At 61.3% G+C, this 18,214-nt stretch carries 9 protein-coding genes; 5 read left to right on the top strand and 4 right to left on the bottom strand.

The genetic code is table 11. The annotated features are described in order from the left end of the window. Positions 1 to 96: 96 nt before the first annotated feature. Entirely contained in the window at positions 97 to 750 is a 654-nt protein-coding gene (locus KVH01_RS01535) for a DsbA family oxidoreductase (protein WP_043051673.1), read from the bottom strand. Between the two features lie 55 nt (positions 751 to 805). Beyond that, positions 806 to 1,825, bottom strand: coding sequence for an alpha/beta fold hydrolase (locus KVH01_RS01530; protein ID WP_217880213.1), 1,020 nt, complete (start codon positions 1,823 to 1,825; stop codon positions 806 to 808). 187 nt (positions 1,826 to 2,012) lie between these two features. Between KVH01_RS01530 and KVH01_RS01525 the strand changes: the two genes are divergently transcribed. Both KVH01_RS01525 and metR read left to right on the top strand, forming a co-directional pair. Next, entirely contained in the window at positions 2,013 to 7,571 is a 5,559-nt protein-coding gene (locus KVH01_RS01525) for a dermonecrotic toxin domain-containing protein (protein ID WP_225923986.1), read from the top strand. Between the two features lie 80 nt (positions 7,572 to 7,651). Beyond that, on the top strand, positions 7,652 to 8,569 hold the full coding sequence (gene metR / locus KVH01_RS01520; RefSeq protein ID WP_043051677.1) for a transcriptional regulator MetR: 918 nt from the start codon (positions 7,652 to 7,654) through the stop codon (positions 8,567 to 8,569). 433 nt (positions 8,570 to 9,002) lie between these two features. Here the strand turns inward: metR and KVH01_RS01515 are convergent, their stop codons facing one another. Next, a complete protein-coding gene (locus KVH01_RS01515) occupies positions 9,003 to 9,416 on the bottom strand; it encodes an NUDIX hydrolase (protein WP_043050143.1) in 414 nt (137 codons plus the stop codon). Positions 9,417 to 9,604: 188 nt separating this feature from the next. Here KVH01_RS01515 and KVH01_RS01510 point away from each other — a divergent pair, with 188 nt between their 5' ends. After that, a complete protein-coding gene (locus KVH01_RS01510; RefSeq protein WP_217880212.1) occupies positions 9,605 to 13,783 on the top strand; it encodes a hypothetical protein in 4,179 nt (1,392 codons plus the stop codon). A gap of 11 nt (positions 13,784 to 13,794) precedes the next feature. Here the strand turns inward: KVH01_RS01510 and KVH01_RS01505 are convergent, their stop codons facing one another. After that, positions 13,795 to 15,108 carry an HD domain-containing phosphohydrolase gene (locus tag KVH01_RS01505; protein WP_217880211.1) on the bottom strand — a complete coding sequence of 438 codons (1,314 nt, stop codon included), beginning with the start codon at positions 15,106 to 15,108 and terminating at the stop codon, positions 13,795 to 13,797. Positions 15,109 to 15,337: 229 nt separating this feature from the next. Here KVH01_RS01505 and KVH01_RS01500 point away from each other — a divergent pair, with 229 nt between their 5' ends. Continuing rightward, positions 15,338 to 17,212 (top strand): putative bifunctional diguanylate cyclase/phosphodiesterase, encoded by a 1,875-nt coding sequence (locus KVH01_RS01500; protein ID WP_217880210.1) that lies wholly within the window; start codon positions 15,338 to 15,340, stop codon positions 17,210 to 17,212. An 85-nt stretch (positions 17,213 to 17,297) separates the two neighbouring features. Further along, positions 17,298 to 18,206, top strand: a complete 909-nt coding sequence (locus KVH01_RS01495) for a cytochrome-c peroxidase (protein ID WP_225924028.1) — start codon at positions 17,298 to 17,300, stop codon at positions 18,204 to 18,206. Positions 18,207 to 18,214: the final 8 nt, after the last annotated feature.

The raw sequence follows: 18,214 nt of genomic DNA, 5'->3' as shown, positions 1-18,214 counted from the left end.
TGCAAGGGCCGGGCCAGGGCTATGAGACCTGCACAGATCAAAATGTGGGAAGGGGCAAGCCCCCTCCCACATTTTGATCTGTGCTCGGCTTTGGCTTTAGTTTTTGGCTTCTTCGATGATCTGGCGAATCGCACCAACGAAGGCTTCGGCTGGCTGCCCGCCGCTGACGGCATATTGGTCGTTGAACACAATGGTCGGCACCGAGGTCACCCCACGGGAGACCCACAGTTGCTCCTGTTCGCGAACTTCGGCGGCATATTCATCAGAGGCAAGAATCTCAGCGGCGCGCTTGAGGTCCAGGCCGACGCTTTCGGCAATGAGTGCCAGGGTTGCGTGGTCTGAAGGGTCGCGGCCATCTGTGAAATAAGCCTTGAACAGCGCTTCCTTGAGGTTGTATTGCAAGCCCTCCAGCCCGGCCCAATGCAGCAGGCGGTGCGCGTCGAAGGTGTTGTAGATGCGGCTCTGGCCATCGGTACGGAAAGCAAAGCCCAACGCCGCGCCCATGTCACGGATACGCTCGCGGTTGGCCTGGGATTGTTCAGGCGTGGAGCCGTATTTCTCAGTGATGTGTTCGACGATGTTTTGACCGATGGCGGGCATGTCCGGGTTCAGTTCGAACGGCTGGAAATGAATCTCGGCCTGCACCTCGCTGCCCAACTGGTCAAGGGCTTCGGTCAGGCCACGCAAGCCGATGATGCACCAGGGGCAGGACACGTCACTGACGAAATCGATTTTCAGGGGAGTACTCATGGTAGGCAACCTCGCTGGCATTAATGCGCCGCAAAAGCCACACGATACACCACCTTCACAGCAGCTTCGAAGGCTCGCCCTGGCCAATCTGCGCCCAGTGCGCGGCATCTTCGCGATGGGCTTGCAGGTAAGGCAGCACCGCCGCCAGTAACGGTGCCTTGAATGCCTCCTGAAAACGGTGGGCCAAGCCGGGAATCAATTTCAACTGGCTGCCCCGGATATGCGCGGCCAGATGAACGCCATGCATCACCGGCAACAACGGGTCAGCGGTGCCATGGACGACCAGGGTCGGCACCCTCAATTGGTTGAGCAACGGCACACGGCTGGGCTCGGCGAGGATCGCCATGATCTGGCGCTTGACGCCCTCGGGGTTGAAGGCCCGGTCGTAGGACAGCGCCGCCTGCTGCAACAGTGCTTGGCGATCATCCTGCACCTGCGGGCTGCCGAGGGCAGCGAGCAAATCCGCCTGTTGTTCCAGCGCCACCTCACGATTGGGCGCACTGCGCCGTGACAGCAATTGCACCAACGCCGCGTTCGGCGCCGGCAGGCCCTCGGCACCGGAACTGGTCATGATCAGCGTGAGGCTTTCCACCCGCTGCGGCGCCATGGCTGCCAGATGCTGGGCGATCATGCCGCCCATGCTCGCGCCCAGTACATGGAATTGGCGAACCTGCAACGCATCCATCAAGCCCAGGGCATCGTCGGCCATATCCGTCAGCGTGTAGGGCGCCGCCACCGGCAGGCCAAGCTTGTAGCGCAACACTTCGAAGGTCAGGTTGGCGCTGGCCGGGGCCTGGCGCCAAGTGGACAGGCCCACGTCACGATTGTCATAGCGGATAACCCGAAACCCCTGTTCGCACAGGGCCACGACCACTTCATCCGGCCAGTGGATCAACTGCCCGCCCAGCCCCATCACCAGCAGCAAGGCCGGGTCGGAGGCACGGCCGATGCTCTGGTAGGCGATGCTCACCTTTTCCAGGTCGACCGTTTGGGTCGGGACGTTGACATCACATCGAGACGCCGCATAAGACGGCAGGCCGAACAACAGAGCGGCCAGTAAACACAACACGCGCATGAAAAACACCGAAACGCAGAACCCCAGTAGAGCGCGAGTCTGATGAAGTTTGTTCGAGCGCGCTGCCACAGTTGCATGACAGTTTAATGAAGATCGCTCAACGGTCGTGTCGATAGCTATATGCCGCCGGCCGCCCGCGATGCCGCCCTTTAATGGGGGCATTGAAACCATAGAGCGATCCAGCACCATGACCGACCCCACATTCGCCCCGCAGGCGCGACCGCTGCTGCAGCGCAACATCGACGAAACCCTGCTGTGGGATGCCACACAACGTTGGCAGGATTGCCACCGCGAGATGCTCGCGCTGATGGCGGGTATCCCGAGCGTGCGCAACTCCATCAATCGATTGCTCAGGGACCAGCTGCAACTGGACGGTGAGCAGGTGGTACTGGAGTTTGCCGCCACAGAGCAGCGTGGCCGCAGCCGTATCTCCTTGACCGAAGCCTGCCTGTACATGCAGCAACACCCAGGCATGGATACCGCCCAGGCGCCCCAGGGCAAACTCCTTTATTTGCCGGCACAGCACACACTGGCACAGTACAGCGTCGCCCAATGGCTGGATGAATTGAAAGGCCTGGACCTGGAACAGGCCATCGATGACAACTGGCTGCGGTATTGGCGCACAGAGCGCGCACCCTATGCGCCGGTGACGTGCCTCAAGCGCGCATATGAACTGTACCGCACCCATTTCGAGGCCAGCGCTGAGCGATTGCTGGCCGAGGGCAAGATCAATGCCGAAGTCCTCGCACCGCTGTTCTCGCTGCTTCACCCGGTTGGGGCCGCAGCACCGGCCCTCTATGTCGAACAGGTGCTGCTCAAGCCCGCCGACAGCCGCGCCATTACTCTGCCCGGCGCCTGGGTACTGACCGTGGACAACGAGCAGCCGGTCAACCAACTGTTGTACCTGCCGACCCACGCACCGCTCTGGCACCCCTTCACCCAACGCACGGACATGGAACGCTGGTTGCTCGACCGGCAACAAGAATTGTTCTCCACCCGCGCAAGCGATCCCCTGGCGACTATTGAGTACAAGCTCAACACCAAGCCGCTCGAGGCGGGCATCAGCCTCTGGCTCACCCAACTGACCAAGGAGCAGTACCAGAGCGCGATCAGGCCCTTGGCCGACTTCACGATCGACAATGCCTTCCTGGCACGCCTGCATATCGACCAGCTCGATGCCCAGCGCCCTCCACCGTTTTGCGTGGCACCACCGCTACCAGAGTCGGATGCCAGCACACTTGCGCAGCAGGATTTCCCCCAATTCGGCCAGTTGCATAACGCGGTGGACGCCGGCCAGCGCATGGCCCTGGTGCTGCACCATCGCAACGCCCTCGAAAGCCTGTTTGCCGACGAAATGTCCAGCGGTCCAAACGGCCTCCGTTGGCAATCGTTCAAGCAACAACTGGACGCCTTGAAGGTGCAGCAACAGGCCGCAGAGCAAGCGGCTCGTGCCATGTTGAAACGGCGCCCGCTGGACCTCACTACGCTCAACAGCCAATACACCGCGCTGTACCAGGCACGCCTGCAGGGAATACGGATCGAAGCCCGGATTCAACGAAACCTTATACAGATCAGCGCTGAAGACCTGCAACAAATCGAAAGCGCCTTGGACACACCCGAACCGAACATCGTGGCATTGGCGCTCTCCATCACCCAGTCCGGCACCTCCAAAAATACTGAACTCAAAGGCCCGCTGGTCATCCTGCCGCCATCAGGCCCGCAGGCACCTACGCGCCGCGACGGCACGCATTTCATCTACTGGCCCGGCAGCGACGGCGCCTTGCAGCGCTTTGCCTCGAGGCAAGCCCTGGAAGAAGGCCTGTTCAGGATCCAGCCCGAGGATGAAGTGCTGGCCCTGCACTTCGTCACACTGGCCGAAGACCCGTTCGACTACAGCCTGCGTGCCCAGCAAAGCGCCTTTGAAGAGCAGGCCGCGCAGTTGCGCCAGACCTGGTCCGCCCCTGAGCACGCGGCACGGCTGACCGGCGAACTGGAAAACCTCTACGAACAGACCCTGCCGACCCTGTTGATACCCGATCACTCGGCCCGTGAAGCGGCGTTTCTACAACTGGTGGAGCAATACAACAGCCGCTGGCTGACGGAACAACTGCCGCCTTGGTTACTCAATCAACCCCCGCAAGACCAAGCGACGCTCAAGACGCTGCTCGACGCCTACATCCACGCCCTGAAGCACGCCCAGGCGCTGCTGGATCGCTCCCTGCTGCCCCGCGACGTGTTTGTGCGCCAGCAAATCGATGCGCGGCTGCGCAAGGATTTCGCCCTCGACAAAGGCTTCACCGTACAACTGGAGTTACCCGATTCGGTCACGCAAAAGCGCGACATCATTGCCGGTGCCGCGCCGGGTACGCCGGTAAAGACCATTGATATACCCAGCGCCAAGCGCAGCAAGATATCCCTGGAGGAACTGGCCCTGCGCAACATCGGCAGCGACATCAACCTGCGCCTGGGCTTCATGAGTACCGAGGTGACGGCCGACGAGCCCGCTGAACGGGCCACCCTCAAGGCTGGCGTCACCGCAGACTACCTGACGGGCATGGTGCCTGATCTCAACCTGGCCAAGCGCTATGAAGACCTGATCCTCGAGACATTCAGGGGCATCACGCGAGAGTCCGCACATCAGAAAAACTACCGCCGCGAATGCCTGATCGAGCCCTGGCGCTTGACGCTCAAGGCTCAGGGCCTGCTGGCGCGCATGCAAAACCACATCAACGCTGACGAACTGCGCCTGCTGAACATCGCGATTGATGCCGACACGCATGCGGCCTGGAATATCGACGCAAAACACATCAGGCTGCTGCCGGCAACCCTGAGTGCGGGCGGCAAGGACACCCAGGAACAAAGCCCGATCACACTGTCCGGCATCACTTTCATCGAGGAAAAGATCTCCGGCAAGACGTTGCTCTACCTGCCTGAGGCACCCGACCAGCGTTGCCTGCGCAGCTACGCCAGCGTCAACCAGGCGCGCATTGCCCTGTTTGAACTGTGCCGCCTCGACAGCATGGTGGAATATGTGGCGGGCCGTGCGATCAAGGGCAACGTGCGGGCACACATCGGGCGTATCGACCAGGCCACCGTCAAAGGCTACGACGCAATTATCCAGGCTGGCTTCCCTTGGCCCGCCACCACCTCGTTGGCCGCCCACCAGTTGAATGCCTATATGGGCCGGCTGATTGAAGCCCATCGCAATGACGCCCGTTCCAACGCAGACCTGGCCCATGAAAAATACGCACTCAAAAGTGGCCAGTTATTCAATGGCATCAAGATAGCCCTGAATTTCGTGCCCTTTATCGGCACCGCCCTGTCCCTCGCCGACGCGACCACCAGCCTGTATCAAGCGGTAGCGGCCTTCCAGCGTGGCGAAACCGCCCACGGCATCGATCAATTGGCCTCGGTATTCGACTGCCTGGTGTATGCCGCCCTGGATGCCCTGACCCTTGCCGCCGCGCCCGGCACACGGGCCAGCAAGGCCAGCCAGTTAGCCCGCGCTCGCCAACTGCAGCCCGCCGCCCGCGCAAGCTTCTGGCGCTCGTTGAAATCGCGCCAGGGCACCACCACCCGCCAGCGCTTCGCCGGCTATGAACACCCTGAGCCCCTTGAGCCTGGCTCACTGAAACCGGTGCACAGCGGGCCCTACCGGCACACCCTGCGCCACACTTCCGGCGAACATTTTATTCTCAGTGAAGGGCGGCATTTTAAAGTCAGGTACGACGCCACCACCCGCGAAATGCGCCTGGTCGCCAGCGGCAAGTACTATTCACCGATCATTGCTCTGGACCACGCCCTGCACTGGGACACGTACTCGGTATTGCACGGCGGACACCTCACCGGCTACTCAGGCGGTAGCCGTCGCCCTGGGCGCGGGTCACGTCGCCCGGGCGCCAGCGTACCCGCTGCGGTGGAACGCCAGACACCCGCGGCGGTTTCACAAGTCAACCAGCAACGCCGGGCGACGCTGCTGGAAATAGGCAGGCTCAGCGATGAATTCGACGCGCAGATATTGGTGTCCCAACGCGAGTTGACCGCCTTCGAACAGCAATTTGCCCTCCCCGTCACGCCAGCAGACACCGCCCAACGGCTCAAAACCACCAAAACGCTGGACGCGTTGATGGCCAGGGACATCGAAAGCGCCAAGCAGGTGTACACGGCCACTCAGAGAGCCGCCGGTTTCGACGGCCACACCTTGCGCCAGGACATCACCTTTAACCAAAGCCGCACTGCCCTGGTGGTGGGCGACCGCCTGATGCGCCAGGGTATCAATGCCAATCGGCGGCTGCTCGGCCTGCAGGATCAAATCGTCGATCTCTCCCAACGCAGGCAGAAAATGCGCAGTTACGGTCCTGAAGACCTCGCCGCGCAAGACGCGCTCAAACGCATTCGGATTGAATGGATCGATGACATGAACAGCATGGGCGACCTTCTCAGGGAGCTGGATACCTGGCTGCCACGCATCACCGTGCCGTCCATGAAAGCCAAGGTCGTCCCAAATGTCACCAAGCTGCAGACTACCTATACCGAGCGCGCCCAGTTGCTGCTTAAAACCGGGCATCTGCTGCAATGCCTGCATGGTCAGCGCCAGCCCTCAAACATCAGCTGGGCCTATCAGGAAGTGGTGCTGCAAGACGCCATGCAGCGACTTGATCGCACCCTGGTCACCCACCTGCAACTGCCCACTGCCAGCCTCAGCAAGGCTCAGCGCAACCAAATGCTGCACAACATCATCGATGTGTACGGGCAGTTCCATCGCGACCTGAGCACCTGGCATCTCGTGTCGCCGAGCCACTTTGACCCGCTCTATGTGCAGCCTCTGCTGGATCACCTGTCACAACTGATGGATACCGCCCGACGCGGGATCAAACAGGCCCATACCCGACCGCAGACGAGCGCCGGCAGAGTGCCTTTCGAGACCGAGGATGGGCAACTGTTGATGGGCACGGAGCAACCTGCGCGCCAACAATCGCCGAGGCAGTTCATCGTCACGAACGAGGCGGGAAAAACCGTCGAGGTCTGGGACCAGGTCTCCGACAGCCAACGCTACCGCCTCAATACCACCTTGAGCCAGCCGGCAGCAGCGGCGCCTGCCGTGCCTGGCAACCTCACCGAGGTCGTCAGCGAGGCCGGCGCTCGCCTCGCTGCGGTGGATGCCTTTGAACACAAGGTGCGCGCTTACAAAAACCTGGAACCGATCAATCTTGAGCATCTGCTCGTCAGTGAAGCCCAGGCATTGGAATCACGAGCGAGCCAGGTGCAACGCCTGGATGCCAACCATCCGCTGATTGCCCAACTGCGCAGCCGCGCCGCTCCCCTCAAGGCGGCCGGGCAGGCCTTGCGGATTGAACGTACGCTGGCCAGCAAGACCCCCACCGAGGGCTATCTGGACTACCTGATGGACCAGAACCGCGTTGAAATTCGCAAGCTCGGAGCTCGTCGCGAGCTCAAACTCAAGCGCCCCGATGGCACCACCGATCACTTGCAGGAGTACGCCGTGCATGACCGCCAGCAAACAGCGGACAAGCCCCTTTGGTATGCGCATTTTCATTACCTGAGCGCCGACTCAGGGTTCGAGTCCTTTACCAAGGCCCACTTGAAGATCGCCGACCAGCGCCTGCAAGGCCTGCATTGGCAGATCGCTGCCGAAGGGCGCGGGGTGACGTTTGCCGACCTGAAAATCTGGCGGGGCAACATTGATAAACCGATCGCCAACAAACATTTCAGCGCAGTCCAATAGCCGCAGGGTAGACGGCGTACAAACATGAACAGAACTCAATGGGTTAACATTGATCACAAATTCTGCTCATGGAGGCCATCGTGCTGGAAATCCGTCATCTCAAGACCCTGCACGCCTTGCGCGAAGCCGACAGCCTGGTGGAAGCCGCCGAACGCCTGCACTTGACCCAGTCCGCCCTGTCCCACCAATTCAAGGAACTGGAAGAGCGCCTGGGCATGCCCCTGTTCGTGCGCAAGACCAAGCCGCTGCGCTTTACCAGCGCCGGCCTGCGCCTGCTGCAACTGGCCGATGCCACCCTGCCGTTGCTGCGCGGCGCCGAGCGTGATATCGCGCGTTTGGCCGGCGGCACCGCCGGGCGACTGCACATGGCTATCGAATGCCACAGCTGCTTCCAATGGCTGATGCCGACCATCGACCAGTTCCGCGATGCCTGGCCGGAAGTCGAGTTGGACCTGGCCTCCGGCTTTGCCTTCGCCCCACTGCCCGCCCTGGCCCGCGGCGACCTGGACCTGGTGGTGACCTCCGATCCGCTGGAATTGGCCGGTATCACCTACGTGCCGCTGTTCACCTATGAAGCCATGCTGGCCGTGGCCAACCAGCATCCGCTGGCGAACAAACCCTACATCGTGCCCGAAGACCTGCTCACCGAAACCCTGATCACCTACCCGGTGGAGCGCGACCGCCTGGATATCTTCACGCGCTTCCTGGAACCCGCCGACGTCGAGCCGGCCCAGGTGCGCACCTCGGAACTCACGGTGATGATGATGCAACTGGTGGCCAGCGGCCGCGGCGTGTGCGGCATGCCCCATTGGGCCCTGCATGAATACAGCTCACGCGGCTACGTGAAGGCCAAGCGCCTGGGCGAAAAAGGCTTGTTTGCAACGCTGTATGCCGGGATCCGCGCGGACATGCTCGATGCGCCGTATATGCGCGACTTCCTGCTGACGGCCAAGGACACTTCGTTCTCCACGTTGGATGGGGTCAGTGCGGTGCGTTAAGCAAGTGCTTGCCCCCATGACGGGCTCACGGCGCCCCGCTATCCAAATGTGGGAGGGGGCTGCCCCCGATGGCCATAGGTCTCTACACAACGTTTCAACGGTAACCACGATGCGCAGCGAGCCGCTCTTGATCTTGATCTGCTTTTGATCTCAGGCGCCCCGTTAAACCACGCTGGCGGATTACGGGCACACCGAGCCTGGGCGAGGTGCCGAGTGGTGGGGCAAGAGCCTTTTGCTTACTTTTGGGCTTTTTTTCAAAAGTGAGCCGCTGTAAGAGCGGAACCAATAGCAGCCTTTACCGCAGGAATGGATATGTACTCGGTCTGATTCAGCATCCTGGTCGGCTATCAGACCGCCATCGAGAGCAAGCCCCCACATTTGGATAGAGGTGCATCACATGCAACCCGCCCCCATGTCGACCCAATTGTTCGCTTCAGGCCAGCGCAGTCAGTGAAGCGCGATAAAACGGCAGGATCTGCTCACGGCTCAACGGCGCCAGCTGCAAGCCGCCGTCGCCGGCCGGGTCGATCCAGCGCACTTCTTCGATCTCCGCGGCGGGGGTCACTGCCACGTCGATCCGCAGCTGGAACATCTCGGCCTCTACGGTATACCCAGGCTCGTTGGCGGCAGGTCCCGAGAATGTACCGATGTATACCGCTTCACTTGGGTCGATATGCAAGTCCAGTTCTTCGCGCAGCTCACGCACCAGGGCTTGCACCGGCAGCTCGCCCGCATCGATCTTGCCGCCAGGTTGCATGAAGGCTTGGGTGCCGCGTTTACGCACCAGCAGGGTTTTACCGTCGCTGCCGATCAGGATGGCTGCGGCAATGCGGATAGTCTTGGACATGAAACACCCCAGGTTCTGAAAGTCGCCAAGGATCCCATGGGCATGCTGCCCACACAACCTTGTGCCCGGGTATGGCCGACATACATGCACCGCCGGCCCCACCGCCGGCCACCCTAGACTCGCATACTCCTATAGCGCCAGGCGTGCCGCACCGATGGCGCGCCGCGCCCCTTTTGACGAGTTTGCCCATGCCTATTTCATTGCCGCCTCCCCTGGAACCTTCAGCTGACGACCCTCAGGCTTCCCGCGCACCTGCAGCGACCGCACAGCCAGTGACGCTGCCCGTGGTACCGCCGCCTTCGCTGTCCACAGACGCACAGCAGGCCCACCTCATCCGCACCCTCGACACGCTCAATACCCAGACCCAGCAACTGTTGCAGCAACAACCCAGTGTGGGCGGTGTGTACCAGCAGACATTGGCCGAGATATTCCCCGAGCTGCATCGGCCCATTGATCCCAACCGGATCTTTTACAGTCGCTACCGAGATAAGGCCGGACAAAAACAATTGCTGTCCTGCGAGCCTCTCGGCACGTTGCTGAACAGGTTGCGTGCACCTGACGCAGAGACCTACCTGAACGCGCAAACCGGCGCTTTCTACCGCGAACCCGACACACTGGACGAAGACCTACGCCTGCGCCCCACAACAGAGACAGCCACCCTGCCCGGCCGGCTGGAAGTCGCCATCACCTTGAGCCTGAATACATTCTGGGGCAGTGACCAGCCGCCCCAAGCCAACCCGCAAGCGCAACTGGTCGATTTGCGCCGGCGGGTGCTGGCCCACCAACTGGCCTTGCGCGTGCTTGACGGCACGTTGTCGGCCAGCGCACAGGCGCTGGCGGAAACGGTGCTCAAGCACCCCAGTGACGCAGCGCGGAAACTGGCACTCCCTGTCGGCAACAGACCAGCGGTCTACCGGCTGGCGCTGGCGGACGGCAGTGAGTTCGCCGGCGCATTTATCCTCAGCCCAACCCAAGACACACCGCCGGCTGGCAGCGTTTTGTTGTACAGCGCGAGCGAGGAATACGAGGAGTTTGACAACCTGCAGCGCTTGAATGAAACCGTTGCAGCGCGAATCCAGGAAGACGGACCGACAGCACACCTGCTGGTTGCCAGCCTGCCCGCAGCTGCCCGCTTGCGCCTGAGCGGCCTGCCGGCAATGGCGACACAACCGGCGCGAATAAGCGCTGACGTGATTGCCGACAGCGTCCACGCTCTTCGTGTACGCCAACAGTATGCGGTCCGCCAGGCGATGCGCAGCGAGGTCTTGCCCCAGGCAGGCGAGCTCGACGTGGTTGCCGACCTGGCCCCGCAATTGGATGTGGCCAGCGCTTTTGCTGCACGCAACCTTCGCCTGCTAGACGCCGAACCCGCCTGGTTGAAAACCGCCAGCGCGCAGGATCAAGCGCGGTACCGGCAATTGAACAAGGCGTTGCTCGACAGTAACCTGGCGCTGTTCCCGCTGCTGGAAGCGATCTCGAGCCTGCAAGCGTTCTCCGACGCGCAGACCGACAAGGTGTTGAAACGACAAAAACCCATTTATGCCGACGTAGAGATCGATCCTTACAGAAGCCTGGTGCATCTGCGTGCGTCCGCAGAACTTGGGTCGAGGACGGCCGAGGTCCGCGGTTATCGCGATGCGGCCAGTGGCATTGTCTACGTCAGCGAAGACCCCAGGATCAACATCCCGCAGTACCTGCAAGGCAAGCAAATAGGGTGGGGCACCTGGCGCACCTCGACCCTCGTCGACCTGCGCACACTGGCCAGTTATGCCCGCCGTAATGTCGAGCCGTTCTCCGTGGCAAGCTTGCTCACGAGAATCAGCGCCAGCGCCGATATTGTCGACACCGCCGGCATGCATCGAGGCAAGCTCGGCGATGAAGATTTGCGCGCGCTCGCCCAAGGGGCCGACATTGGCCAGGGCTACGCCACCTACCTGCGCAACGCGTTCGCAGCGGATGGCGCGGGAAACACCTTTGCGGCAGCTTGGCAGGCGGCCTGCGAGGCGCAACTGCACAAGGATGCCCTGGAGAGTCGGCTCAACCCTGATGCCGACGCACTGTTTACCTTTCATACCCCCGGCAGTGGGCGCGACTGGATAAAGGCCGTTGCCGAACACCCCGACTCGAACACTCGCCCCCCGGTCAGCGGCCACCAGATAGAGGTCAACCTGCTGGTCATGGGCGGCGCACAGGCCAGGGGCCAGGGTGGGCAGGTGATCAATCGCGTGCTGGTGATTCATCGCAAGGGCACCAGGCCTGACGGCGTCAGTCTGCTGTATACGCCGGACGCCCCGGATGGCATGCCGTTGCGTGAACTGGCCAAGGGCCTGGCGGAGCTTGACACGCTCAAGGCCAGGGCTGAGTGGCGGGCCTATTTCAGGCCACGCATGGCGACCCGGGATGCCGAAGAGATCACGCGGATCTTCAACGATACCCGCGGTGTGCATCGGTATGCCTTGACGCCCATCAACGGGAATATCCACGCCTACCTGTACTCGGCGCAGCTGGGGTTTCAACTGGCCCACGCCGATTTCCGCTCACGCAGTAACGCTGAGGTCTCCCGTGAGTCAGCGGTGAATGCCTTTATGCTGGGCGCGGAGGTTGCCGACACCCTGCTCGGCCTGGTCCCCGGCAAAGCCACCTTGACGCTGCTGCGCCGCGGTATCCAACGCGGGTTGGGCCTGGCCAGGCAGTTGGGGCGGCGCATCCCGGGGCTGACGAAGACAATCGGCGCCGGCCACAAAACCCGCCTCACACTCACCGCGGCCGCCGTGCGCCCGCTGGAACCTGCCTGGGTCGATGTAGCACCTTATCGGTTACCGCAGCAGATCGAGCCGTTCTTCAATGTCGCCGGGTTTGCCCAGGCCAACCGCTACACGTTGTCGCGCCAGACCGGCAGCGCACCGTATTTTCTTGATAAGCACAATCACCAGCGGATCGCGATGCGCGATCAAGCGGGCCGCTATCACCTGTATCAATCCTATGTCGAGGAGGGCGCCCGCTATGTCAGCGATCCGGCAGGCACCCGGGTCAATTTCATGGTCGTGCCAGGGGACGCCAAGGGCTGGAAACCAAGGTTCGAACGTAATGCCCAGGGCGGCGGTTCCATCCTCGGCGCCCTGCGCCCGCTCAGCCCGGAACAGCAAGTGGATGCGGACCTGATCGCGGCCATGCAGCTCTACGCCACGGAAGCGGAAATGCGAGTTTTCGAAGAGGTCATCAGGCAAACCAGCGCCGCACAAAAACTCAACTTCATCACCCGCGCACGCCAGCAGCTCGGCGCCCAGGTGGATGAGGCTGAGTTTCGCCGCTGGTTGTCCAGACCCTACAGCTTGAGCACAGCCAATCAACAAAAGCTACGTACGTCCGTGCTGACGCTGCGCTTCGACCTGGCCGCATTCGAACACATTCATAAGTCGACCCGCAGCCTGACGCCGCCGTTGTCCGCCGCAGACAAGGATGAGCTGTTCAAGCAAGTCAAACGGCTGATCGGCAAGAACGACAATTTCGCCAAGGAGATCCGCACCTCGATCTCCATCATCGACCCTGATACCGAGGCACAATTCGTCGGCTACGCCATCACGCAAAAACATCAAAATGCGATGGAGCGGTTTGCGCGCAAATATGAGTTGTATACCTGGCAACAGGCTGCGCTGAATGAGTTCGCCAACGAACCGGCACGTCGCGCGCTGATCCTGGAGCTGGCCGCCGACACCAACATCCCCCTCGAACAGGCGGCGCATCAGTTCTTGTTGCGGCCCGATGTGAAGAAAACCCTGGATGACTTCATGAAGGACACCTTCAAGGCCAAACTTGCCCGGCTGCAGGTCAACTCCTATTCAGAAGACTTCAAAAAGTCCGGCATTCCCTATATCGCCATGTCACGGGGCAAACACGACGCAGACGCTGGCATCACCATGGTCGACAGCCGAACCGTCACGCAATTCGAACGGGAGCTGCCCAAATTCTCCACGCCCCTGGAATTTGAAGTCCCCCGCGTGCAGACCCACCGGACCCAACGACCGAGGCCGGCACCGACGACGGTCACAGAAGCCATCCCCGCCCGTGACCCGGACATTAATATCGTGAAGCTGGATGACCTGGCACACACCCAGAAAAAGCTCCTGCCCGACAGCGCCATGGCCAAGCTTGAGCAGATCACCCAGGACATCCAGGCCGGGCGCCTTAGCCGCAAGCGGATCAACAACTACACCTATGTAGATCTACCCCAGGTACAGGCCGGCTCGGGGCGTGGCCTGTGGCGCGTGGCGATCGAGCAAAACGGCAAGGAAGGCGGCAAGGATGTCTACATCATCCGCGGCATCTTCGACTATCACGGCAGCAGGCATGTGGCCTGGGGCGTGTAGCCACAAAACCGCTACGGCAGCGGCGGCACTTCATCGGGCACCCGGATAAACACACTGTACTTTGCGCCCTCCATGGCTTCGAATGCGATCAGCTTGTCCACCAGTGGCAGGTTCAGTACCTTGCCGGCATTAAGCAACAACATGCCGTTGTCGGCATTGAGGTTGCGCGCCAAGACCATGCCCTCGGCCAGTTCGCGGGTGCTCATGACCTTGACGTTGGGGTCGCCCAGGGTCACGTCGCTGAGGAAAGTGGCACAGGCCAGCACAAAGGCCTCGACCAACTGGGGGTCATAAAGGCGTCCGGCGTACTTGCGGATATACAGCAGCGCTTCGTCGCTGTTCAAGTGCCGCTCGAGGATCAGGCCTTTTTGCAGCTCGATAAAGTCCACCGCCAGTTTCAGCAGGCGCGAACCGGCGGGAATCGCCTCGCCCTTGAGGTGATCGGGAAAGCCGCTGCCGTCCCAGCGTTCCTGGTGATGGCGAATGATCCGTGCGGCATCCTTCATCGGCTCCAGGGTCATCAATAGCGATTCGCTCTGCGTCGGATACTCGCGGTACAGCCCGCGGTCGGTACTGTGCAGCCTGTCCGATGGAGCGATCATCATGCTGTCGGTCCAGCTCAATTTGCCGATGTTGTACAACGCGGCGGCCATGGTCAGGTCGCGGGTACTGGCTTCGTCCATGGCCTGGCTGGCGCAGTACACGCGGATCAGCTCGATCAGGGCGCGGTTGGTCTGCTTGTCCTTGGGTAAGCGCAAGTTGGCCAGCAACGAGAACACTTCGGTGCCGGTCACGTAGCTGCGCTTGAGCTCGTCGTAGGCCAGGTCGAGCATGTCGGCGGTCTGCTGCAATTCAGCGGTACGCGCCGCCACGCGTTTTTCCAGCGTAGCGTTGAGTACCTTGAGCTGCTCGTTCTGCCCGTGAGCCAGGCGTTGCAGGCGCTGATGCTCGAGGACCTGCTGCAACACCAGCGGCAGCTCCTCGTCATTCCAGGGTTTGCTGATGTAGCGGTGGATCTGCCCGTCGTTGATTGCCTTGATGATAGTGGTCAGGTCAGCGTAGCCGGTCAGCAGGATACGACCGGTGGCGGGATACAGGCGATGCACCTCGGCCAACAGCGTGGCCCCGTCCATGCCGGGCATGCGTGCATCGCTCATCACCAGGTCAATGGGCCTACCGGCCATGATCTCAAGCGCCTGGGCGCCGCTGGTCGCCAGCATCACGTCGTAGGGCTGGCTGCGCAGCAGGCGGCGCAGGCTGTTGAGAATCGACTCTTCATCGTCCACAAGCAGCACAGCCGGCTTGGTAGAGAGTGGTTCATCCATGGTAACTCTGCCTTAATAAAACCAAGTTGGACTACATTGAGCCGTTGTATCGTGCCGTGCTCCGTCGCTGACGGGCCTCATACCGCAATCGCTGTTGATTTGACGCCAACTGGCCGTCGATATCAAGGGAGCTCGACTATGCTGTCACAGTCAGTCAGCGCCCCGCTCGAGCGAGGGTCAGGGAAGGAACCGCTATGCGATCAAGCCGTTTGCCATTACCGAGCGCATCATGAACACCAAGGCTGCGCGGGCCAACCGCCGCATTCTGATCGTGGATGACACCGCCTCGATCCACCAGGACTTTCGCAAGATCCTGTGTGTCGATGAGCAGGGCGAGCAAACCCTGGACAGTTTGGAGTCCACCCTCTTCGGCACGACTGCGCCGGTGCGCCAGGGCTTCGAGCTTGACTCCGCCTACCAGGGCGAGGAGGCACTGGCGCTGGTCAACACAGCCCTGGCCGCCAATGCCCCCTACGCCATGGTGTTTATCGATATGCGCATGCCCCCAGGCTGGGATGGCCTGCAAACCATCGAGCAGTTGTGGAATGCCGACCCCAACCTGCAAATCGCCCTGTGCACCGCCTATTCGGACTATTCCTTCGAAGCCATCGAAGCGCGGTTGAAATACGACGATCAGTTGCTGATCCTGAAAAAGCCCTTCGACCCCCTGGAAATCCGCCAGATGGCCAGCGCCCTGACCTGGAAATGGCAACTGGCCCAGGACGTAGCCCTCAAAGTGATCGGCCTGGAGCGCACCATCGAGGAACGCGTGCAGGAGCTGCTCAAGGTCTCGCATTTGTTGCAATACGACGCGCTTACGGCACTGCCCAACAGCACCTTGCTGGGCGACCGGCTGACCCAGGCGATCGCCTTGGGCCGTCGGCACGATACGCAACTGGCGGTGATGTTTCTTGGGCTCGACCGCTTCAAGCGCATCAACAACGCCCTGGGTTACCCGGTGGGCGACGAGTTGCTGCTGCAGGTCAGTCAAAGCCTGGTGGCAACAGTGCGCGCCTCGGACTCGGTGTTTCGCTATGGCTCCGATGAGTTCGTGATCCTGCTCAACGACATCCAGCATCCCCAGCAGACCCAGCATATTGCGCAGAAGGTGCTCCAGGCCGTCAGCGTTACCCGCCACGTGGCGGGGCATGACCTGAGCATCACCGCCAGCCTGGGCATCAGTATCTACCCCAATGACAGCGCCCAGGCAGTGGCGTTGATCAAGCATGCGGAAACCGCCATGCACACCAGCAAGGAGCGTGGCCCGGACGACTTCAGCTTCTATACCGAAGCCATGAACCGGGGCGCCCAGCACCAGCAACACCTGGAAAGCGCGCTGCGCCAGGCACTGGAGCGCAATGAATTCACCCTGCACTACCAGTCCAAGCTGGAATTGAAAACCGGGCGCATCGTGGGTGCCGAAGCGCTGGCCCGCTGGTTCCAGCCGCGCGCAGGCTGGATCAGCCCGACGGACTTCATTCCCGTGGCCGAAGACAGTGGGCTGATCGTGCGTCTGACCCAATGGGTGTTGCGCCAAGCCTGCGAACAAGCCCAGGCCTGGCGGGCCATGGGCCTGCCATCCTTGCCCATCTCGGTCAATATCTCGGCCATCGATTTTCGCCAGCGCGACTTTGTTGACAACCTGGCCGCCATCCTCCAGCACACCGGCCTGCCACCCACCCTGCTGGAACTGGAGATCACCGAAAGCGTACTGATGCAAAACGTCGACGCCACCGTGGACAGGTTGCACAGGATCAAAGCCATGGGCGTACGCCTGGCCCTGGATGATTTCGGCACCGGATGCTCCAGCCTCAGCTACCTGCGGCGCTTTCCGATCGACGTGCTGAAAATCGACCAGTCCTTCGTGCGTGGCCTGAGTGTAAATAGCCAGGACGCACAGCTGATCAGCGCTATCATCGGCATGGGCAAGAGCCTGGAGCTGAACATCATCGCCGAGGGCGTGGAAACCCTTGAACAGTTGAAATTCCTCCAAGCCCGGCAGTGCGAGGAAGGCCAGGGTTTTCTCTTCAGCAAGGCCTTGCCGGCCGAGGATTTCGCCCAGTTGCTGCAAGTCGGTGGCGCAACACTGATACCCGATCAATAACCCATTGCTTGCAAGGAGTGCTCGCTTGAGCGATGTCTCGATTTACCGTCTCGGCTTCGTGCTATTGCTGAGTTCGGGCCTGGCGATGCCGTTGATCGCCGCACCGCTGGACGAAGCGCTCAAGCCCCTGCCGGCCATTGCGGTACTCGACCCGGCCAAAGTCGAACTGGGCCGCCAACTGTTCAATGAACCACGGCTGTCGGTAAACAACACCCTGTCCTGCGCCAGCTGTCACCACCTGGAAACCAGTGGTGCCGATGACAAAGCCTTCTCCCTGGGCTTTGATGGCAAGCCGGTGCCCCTCAATACGCCCACCGTGTTCAACGCCAGCCTGAACTTCAAGCAATTCTGGGACGGCCGGGTCGATACCCTGCAGGCGCAGGTCGAACACGTGGTGATCAGCCCGCTGGAAATGGGCAGTGACTGGAAAACCGTAGTGCAGAACCTGTCCGCCCTGCCCGCTTACCGGAACGCGTTCAAGCAGACGTACACCGACGGCGTCACCGCCGCCAATGTGCAAGACGCCCTGGCCACCTATGAGCGTACGCTGCTGACCCCCAACTCGCGGTTTGACCAGTACCTGTTGGGTAATACCGAAATCCTGACAATCCAGGAAAAGTACGGCTATCAACGTTTCAAGGACTACGGCTGCATCGCTTGCCACCAGGGGGTGAATATTGGCGGCAACATGTTTCAGAAGTTCGGCGTGATGGGTGACTACTTCAAGGCCCGCGGCAACCCGCTGGAATCAGACCTGGGCCGCTACCTGTTGACCCAGGATGAAGAAGACCGTCACGTGTTCAAGGTACCCAGCCTGCGCAATGTAGCGGTCACCGCGCCGTACTTCCACGACGCCTCGGCCAAGACCCTGGAGGAGGCCGTCGACGTGATGTTCAAGTACCAGCTGGGACGCACGCCGAGCCAGGAAGACAAGGACCTGATCATCCAGTTTCTCAAGACCTTGACCGGCGAATGGGCGGGTAAGCCCCTATGAGCCGCTCG

Origin of the sequence: Pseudomonas khavaziana, assembly GCF_019145205.1 — a bacterium.
Taxonomy (GTDB): Bacteria; Pseudomonadota; Gammaproteobacteria; order Pseudomonadales; family Pseudomonadaceae; genus Aquipseudomonas; species Aquipseudomonas khavaziana.
This window is presented reverse-complemented; position numbering and strand designations above follow the sequence as displayed.